Annotated in this window: 5 protein-coding genes and 1 pseudogene; 3 read left to right on the plus strand and 3 right to left on the minus strand. The window is 72.7% G+C overall.

The window, feature by feature from the left end; genetic code table 11:
- Nucleotides 1-502 (plus strand): annotated as a pseudogene (locus GT042_RS05320) (hypothetical protein); the annotation flags it as partial.
- 70 nt (nt 503-572) lie between these two features.
- Here the strand turns inward: GT042_RS05320 and disA are convergent.
- A complete protein-coding gene (disA, locus tag GT042_RS05325; RefSeq protein WP_161307535.1) occupies nt 573-1,697 on the minus strand; it encodes a DNA integrity scanning diadenylate cyclase DisA in 1,125 nt (374 codons plus the stop codon).
- A 44-nt stretch (nt 1,698-1,741) separates the two neighbouring features.
- Nucleotides 1,742-3,154: a DNA repair protein RadA gene (radA, locus tag GT042_RS05330; protein WP_161307536.1), complete on the minus strand. Its 1,413-nt coding sequence runs from the start codon at nt 3,152-3,154 to the stop codon at nt 1,742-1,744.
- Between the two features lie 195 nt (nt 3,155-3,349).
- On the opposite strand from radA, the gene GT042_RS05335 reads away from it, so the two are divergent.
- A complete protein-coding gene (locus tag GT042_RS05335; RefSeq protein WP_161307537.1) occupies nt 3,350-4,501 on the plus strand; it encodes a hypothetical protein in 1,152 nt (383 codons plus the stop codon).
- Nucleotides 4,502-4,550: 49 nt separating this feature from the next.
- Here GT042_RS05335 and GT042_RS05340 read toward each other — a convergent pair whose 3' ends face one another.
- A complete protein-coding gene (locus GT042_RS05340) occupies nt 4,551-5,954 on the minus strand; it encodes a hypothetical protein (protein WP_161307538.1) in 1,404 nt (467 codons plus the stop codon).
- 654 nt (nt 5,955-6,608) lie between these two features.
- Here GT042_RS05340 and GT042_RS05345 point away from each other — a divergent pair.
- Nucleotides 6,609-7,381 (plus strand): acyltransferase domain-containing protein (locus GT042_RS05345; protein ID WP_161307539.1); only part of this gene is annotated, 773 nt, incomplete at its 3' end.

Below are 7,381 nucleotides of genomic sequence, written 5' to 3' on the forward strand. Positions count from 1 at the left end.
TACGGCCACGGCGGGCACGGGCGGCGCCGGGAGTGGCGGCGGCGCCGGGAGCGCCGGGGGCGTCAACTCGGGGCGGCAGGTGCCGGCCGGCTCCACCCTCCCCAACTGCGTCCGGGGCTCGCTGATCCTGCGCCTCGACGTCAGCAAGAACGCGTACGAGCCCGGCGAGAAGCCCGCGTTCCGGCTCATCGCCACCAACACCTCCCCCACCACCTGCAAGGCTGACTTCGGGCCGAAGGCCGTGGTGCTGAGCGTCACCGACGCCGAGGACGAGCAGCTCTGGTCCTCCAAGGACTGCCCGAAGACGGGCCGGGCGCTGTTCGAGATTCCGGCGGGCGCGACGATCACCCGGACCGTGGAGTGGGACCGGAAGAAGAGTGCCCCGAAGTGCGCGAAGGCGCCTGGCGGCGCGGTGGCTCCGGGGACGTACCTGGTGGAGATCACGACGACGGGTGCGTCGGTGCAGCAGGGGCAGAAGTCCATCCGGCTGGAGAAGGACTGACCCGGGGGCGGTGCGGTTGCGGGTGGGCCCGGCCTTCGGCCGGGTGTCCTCAAGCGCCGGACGGGCTGGACTACACGTACCTTTCCAGGATCGACGACTCCGCCAGCCGTGACAGGCCCTCGCGGACGCTGCGCGCACGCGCCTCGCCGACGCCGTCCACCGTCTGGAGGTCGTCCACGCTCGCCGCGAGCAGCTTCTGGAGACCGCCGAAGTGCTCCACGAGCCGCTCGATGATCGTGCCCGGCAGCCTCGGCACCTTCGCCAGCAGCCGGTACCCCCGCGGCGAGACCGCCGAGTCGAGCGTCTCGGGCGAACCGCTGTACCCCAACGCCCGTGCCACCACGGCCAGTTCCAGCAGCTCGGCGTGGCTGGGCGAGCCCAGCTCGGCGAGCGCCTCGTCCACCGTACGGGACCGCTTCGCCGTCGGCTCCGGTACGTAGTCCCGTACCACCAGCTCACGCTCCGGCTCCACGCCCGCGATCAACTCGTCCAGCTGGAGCGAGAGAAGGCGGCCGTCGGTGCCCAGCTCGACCACGTACTCCGCGATCTCGGTGGCGATCCTCCGTACCATCTCCAGGCGTTGCGCGACCGCCGTCACGTCCCGGACCGTGACCAGGTCCTCGATCTCCAGCGCGGAGAGCGTGCCCGCCACCTCGTCCAGGCGGAGCTTGTAGCGCTCCAGGGTCGCCAGCGCCTGGTTCGCCCGCGACAGGATCGCCGCCGACTCCTCCAGGACCCGGCGCTCCCCGTCCACGTACAGCGCGATCAGCCGCATCGACTGCGACACCGAGACCACCGGGAACCCGCACTGCTTCGAGACGCGGTCGGCGGTCCTGTGCCGGGTGCCGGTCTCCTCGGTGGGGATGGAGGACTCCGGGACCAGCTGCACGCCGGCCCGCAGGATCTTGGTGATGTCCTTGTCGAGGATGAGCGCGCCGTCGAGCTTGCACAGCTCGCGCAGCCGGGTCGCGGTGAACTCCACGTCCAGCACGAAACCGCCCGTGCACATCGACTCGACGGTCTTGTCCATGCCGAGGACGATCAGACCGCCGGTGTTGCCGCGCAGGATCCGCTCCAGGCCGTCACGCAGCGGCATCCCGGGCGCGACGGCGCTCAGGGAGGCACGCATCAGCGCCTCGTTGCCGGAGCCCGCGCCGGACTTTCCGGGTGCTGATGCCCGGTCGTTGGCTGCCACTGCACTCCTCCGGCTCGTACGGATGGGCGAGACCAGGGCAAAGTCTACCGGCGAGCGTTGTTGTCCCGTGGGGCGTCCGCACGACCTCGGCGCGGCAGCACCCTCAGAGCATCCCCCATGTCGGCGACTTCCGTGACCTTCATACCGGCGGGAATCCGTCCGGGGTCGCTCGGCACGAGGGCTTCGGTGAAGCCCAGACGGTACGCCTCCGCCAGTCGGCGCTGCACTCCGGTGACCCGTCTGACCTCGCCCGCGAGGCCCACCTCGCCGATCGCGACCAGGTTCTTCGGCAGGGGGGTGTCGCTGGCGGCGGAGGCCAGGGCGAGGGCGATCGCCAGGTCCGCGGCGGGCTCCGTGAGCTTCACGCCGCCGACCGTGGCGCAGTAGATGTCCCGCTTGCCGAGGGCGGTGATCCGGCCGCGCTGCTCCAGCACGGCCAGCATCATCGACACCCGGGACGTCTCCAGGCCCGACGTGGTCCGCCGGGGGGACGGGATCTGCGAGTCGACGGTCAGGGCCTGCACCTCGGCGACCAGCGGGCGGCGGCCTTCGAGGGTGACCGTCAGGCACGTGCCGGGGACGGCCTCGGCGCGGCGGGTCAGGAAGAGCCCCGACGGGTCGGCGAGACCGGTGATCCCCTCGTCGTGCAGCTCGAAGCAGCCGACCTCGTCCGTCGTGCCGTACCGGTTCTTGATGCCGCGCACCAGCCGCAGCCTGGCGTGCCGGTCGCCCTCGAAGGACAGCACGACGTCCACGAGGTGTTCCAGCAGCCGGGGCCCGGCGATCGCGCCGTCCTTGGTGACGTGGCCCACCAGCATCGTGGCCATGCCGCGCTCCTTGGACGCGCGGATGAGCGCGCCCGCGACCTCGCGGACCTGCGCCATCCCGCCCGGCGCCCCGTCGATCTCCGGCGACGCCACGGTCTGTACGGAGTCCACGATCAGCAGGGACGGTTTGACCGCGTCGAGATGGCCGAGGACGGCGGAGAGGTCCGTCTCGGCGGCGAGGTAGAGGTGGTCGTCGATGGCCTTGATGCGGTCCGCGCGCAGCCGCACCTGGCTCGCGGACTCCTCGCCCGTCACATAGAGCGTGCGGTGCTCGGCGCTCGCCGCCTTGGCCGCCACGTCCAGCAGGAGCGTCGACTTGCCGACGCCGGGCTCGCCCGCGATCAGCACGACGGCCCCGGGCACGAGCCCGCCGCCGAGGACCCGGTCGAACTCGTCCACCCCGGTCGAGCGCGCCGTGGCCGTACGCCCGTCGATCTGGCCGATGGGGAGCGCGGCGGTGGACACGCGGCCGGCCGCGGTGGTCCGTACCGCCGGCGCCCCGTACTCCTCGACCGTCCCCCACGCCTGGCATTCGGGGCAGCGTCCGAGCCATTTGACGGTCGTCCAGCCGCACTCGGTGCAGCGGTACGACGGCCTGTCCTTGGCGGATTTCGTACGGGCGGTTGCCATGACGCTCACCGTATAGGGCACCACTGACAATCCGTCCGGCACGGTCTCCCGCCCCGATCCGGTGACTTCTGCCGGATGAGCACCGAAATGCCGCTCTTGGGCGGTCGATCCGGGGAAAATTCAGGTGAAAGCCGGAGCAAATCCGGGCGGGAGAGCAAGGACGAGCGGCCCGTCCCGGGCCGGAGGGTCGTGAGGGTGAACAGGACGCTGTTGTACGAGCGGTGGGCCACGGAGGCCGTCCGCCCGGGCCGTCTGACGGTGGCCACCTCCGCCGTGCATCCGGAGCGGGGGCCGGTGCGGTGTTCGGCCGCGCCGCTCGTGGCGGCGGACCTGGAGCGGCTCGGGCATTCCGTGTGTCTGGGGCCGCTGAGGCTGGGGGTCGGGCGTCCGGGGGCTGATCGCGCGGTGGCGTACACCGCTACGTACGTGGACGTCGACGGGACGGTGGCCGGGGTGACCGTGGCGGGTCCCGTGGATCTGGGCGCGGACGTCCTCGGCGCCGCCGAGCTGTCCGTACGGGAGTGGGCGGCCCTCTTCCGTACGCGCCGGCTGCTGATCGCCGAGACGGCGGCCACCTGTACCGGTAGGGGGGCCGCTGCTTCCGGTAGAGAGGCCGCTTCTTCCGGTACGGGAGAGGCGGCGTCCTGCGCGGTGGTGGCGCGGACCCGGGAGACGGTGGCGGAATTCCTGCGGCGGGGCGACACGGTGGTCCGGATCGGCTCTGGGGAGGCGGACGGGTCGGGGGAGACGGACGGGCTGGGGGAGGCGGACATGGTCGGCCCCGGGGGTGCGCGTGACGGCTCCGGGCGGCTCGTCGCCTTCGACGGCACCCGCGAGGTGGAGCGCCAGCTGGCCCGGCTGCGGGCGGTCGCCGACCCGGAGAGCGTGTCCTTCGTGGTACGGCCCTGCACCCCGGTCGACGACATCGTGCCCGCTGTCACGGCGCTGCGCGAAACCTTTCCCCGGCTGCGCGGGCAGCATCCGGACCAGTGGTGCTACCGGTCCGCCGACCGCAGGGACACCCTGCGGGCCCTGTCGGCGGCGAGTGACGTGGTCCTGCTGCTCGACCGTCCTGACCCGGTCCTCCTGGCGGGTCTGCCGGGCCCGGCAGCCGTGCGTCCCGTCGCGGACGTACGGGCCATCCGGCGCGCGTGGCTCGTCGGCCGCGCCACCGTGGGGGTGGTCGCCGGTCCCGAGGCGCCCGCCGGCCTGCTGGCCGAGGTCATCGAGGCGCTGTCGGGTCTGGGGCCGTACAGCGTGGTGCGCCAGGAGGCCCACCGCCGGGTCGTGGGCCGGGGGTCCGGGCACCTGCCCCAGCAGGGCGGGCGCTCGGCGGCGTTGCGGTGATGCCTCGACGGCGCCACGGTGCCGCCTCAACTGCGTTGCGGTGAGGCCTTCAACGTCGTTGCAGTAATGCCGCCCGCTGGATGAGGGCCTGGGCGGTGGGCTGGCGGCGGTGCACCCGGGTCAGCGACCTCATCGTGGTGAGCGCCGTGTCGGCGCGGGCGGAGGACACGGCCGGATATCCGTCGAGGAAGGTGTGCCAGGTCGCGCACGCGGCCTCCAGATGCCCCCGGGCGAAGTGCAGTTCGGCCAGGGCGGCGCAGGTGATGACCCGCGAGCGGGGTTCGGTGCCGGGGCGCCGGTCGAGGGAGGCCTGGAGGGCGGAGACGGCCCGGGCCCCGTCGCCGAGGTGGGCGGCGACCGTCGCGTGCTGATGGGCGAGGGACGCGCTGTGATAGGCGCCGACGGCCGGTTCGTTCCGGTCGGCGTTCTCCAACTCCCTTGCCGCTTCGTCCAGTCGGCGGGTCGAGGCGGGTCCCCGGCCGGTCGCGGCCTCGGCCACGGCCAGCTGCCCGAGTATGCCCGCGCGGACCTGTGCGGGGGTACGGGCCGTCACCCGGCGGTGCGCCTCCTCGGCCAGGTCCAGGGCGCGCCGGTGGTGTTTGAGGGTGTGGGCCTGGATGCTCAGCGCGCGCAGGGCGAGGGCCTGGGCCGTGGGGTCACCGGCCGCCTCGGCCAGTTCCAGGCTGGTGCGGTAGTAGCGCTGGGCCGGTCCGTGCAGTTCGTCGTCGAAGTGCATGAAGGCGCACAGATAGCTCAACGTGGCGCCGGAGCGCAGGAGTTGGCGCCGCAGCGGGGAGGGGCCCGGGGCGCGGAGCAGGGGCGCCACGCTCTGGCTCAGATACGCGGCCAGCGCGGCCCTGGCGAAGCCTCCGCCGTGCGTACGGTCGGCCGTCGAGAAGACGTCGATCATGGCGGCGACAGCGGCGGTGGCGGCGGGGGTCAGGCGCTGCGGGGCGGCCTGCGGGGCGGCCTGCGGCGAGGGACGCGGGGCGGGGAGCGAAGGCGCGGCGGCGGGGTGCCGGTGGTGGGGGTGCCGGGCGTCCGGGGAGGGGCGCGGATCGTGTTCGTACACCAGCGCGGCCGCCGCCCGGTCGCGCTGGGCGACCCGGCGGCCCAGATCCACCAACTGCCGTGCGGGGGTGGGTTCTTCGACCGGCGTTCCGGTCTCCGTGTCCACCGGATCCGCTGCGGGCGCGGTCGCTTCCGGCAGCACGTCGGCCACCGTGATCCGCCGGCCGAGCCGGCGGGAGAACGCCTCCGCGAGCAGTTCGGGGGCCGGAGGTCTGGGGCGGATCCCGGCCGCCCACTGGGAGACCGACGCCCGCTGGTAGCGGAGGGTCAGGCCGGACTCGGCACCGAGGCGATTGACGGCACGCGCCAATTCCTCACCGGTCCAGCCTGTTTCGGCCAGGAGATCCCTGAACAATCCGTTCGGCGGACGCCGTGACGTCATGGGAAACCTTTCGGACTCATCCTTCGGGCGCTTTTCGACACTCTTCGACACTCAAGGAAACGCGCACGTGACCACGATATGTATTTACCGGCCTGTAACCGATGCGAACGGCGGCGGTATGGGGGAATGCGCCGGGTGCGTGCGCCTCGATGTCCTCCGCAGCCCTCACATTTGACACGTTCGACAGGGAACAGTCCGGTGTCCGATATCCGCAACCGGGTTTTCGGACAGCCGCACTCCGGTGTCCGATTCGCGTCTCCCGACCCCTGTGGTCTGCGAGGGGACCGAGTGCTGATCTGTCCCACGCGCCTCTTGAATCGACTGTGGATCACTGGCGGATCACTGTCGTATCACTGGTGAATCACCGGCGGATCGTGGGAGGCCCGCCGAGGGGAGCGACCCGTTCCGCACTCCTTTGACAGCGGCGAACATTTAACAGGTCAGGCGCCCGGAAAATTCTTGGGGGCAAGGCGCGTACTTCACTCTGGAGGAAGATCGCCGATCGGCCCGCCCGTTCACCGGGGCGCCGGACGCATGTTTCTCTTTCCTTCCGACAGGAGGCCCTGGGCAATGCCCGCCTCATCTACCGGCACTGTTCCGCGTGCCACTCTGCATCTCTTTCCCGGCCAGGGCGATTTCGCTCTCACCCCTCTGGTGAAAGGACTCCGGGCCCATCCGCCCCTGCGCGACGCGGTCGCCGGGGTGTTCGAGGAGGTCGACCGGGTCGCCGTCGAGCACGGACTCGCCCCGCTGGGACCGCGCCTGGTCTCCGACGACCCGCCCGGCGGACGCGACCTGGCCGAAGGGCCGCCGGGGACCGCCCAGTTGGCGCTGTTCGGGGCCTCGCTGTCCGTGCACCGGGCGCTGTGCGCTGCCGGCCGGGTCCCCGAACGGCTGCTGACCGTCAGCTTCGGCGAGATCCCCGCCCTGGTCGCCGCCGGCTGCTACACCGTGCCCGACGGCGCCCGGATCGCCCTGCGGCTCGGGCAGTTGCTGCACGACTGCCCCGGCGGACTGACCCTGCTCGGCGCGGGCGAGGAATCCGCGCACGCCCTCGTGCGGACGGCCGGTGTCGCCCTCGGCCCCTCCCCGGAACGGGTGGTCGTGGCCTGTGTCAACGACTCCCACGAGACCGTGCTCGCCGGCCCGCTGCCCGCCCTCGCACGCGTGGAGAAACTCGCCCACGAGCGCGGGCTCCCGGCCACCCGGCTGCGCCTGCCGTTCCTCTCCCACCACCCGTCGCTCGGCCGCACGGCGAGCGCCTTCGCCGCCTTCGTCGCGACTCTGCCGGTCCGGCCGCCCCTGCTGCCCGTCCACTCGGCCGTCGCCCAGGGTGTCCACGGCCCCGGCACCGACCTTCCGGCCGCGCTGGCGCACTGCCTGACCCGGCCCGCCCGGCTGCCCGAGACCCTGCGCCGCGCGGCCCC

The organism is Streptomyces sp. SID3212 (genome assembly GCF_009865405.1).
In the GTDB taxonomy this organism is placed as follows: Bacteria; Actinomycetota; Actinomycetes; order Streptomycetales; family Streptomycetaceae; genus Streptomyces.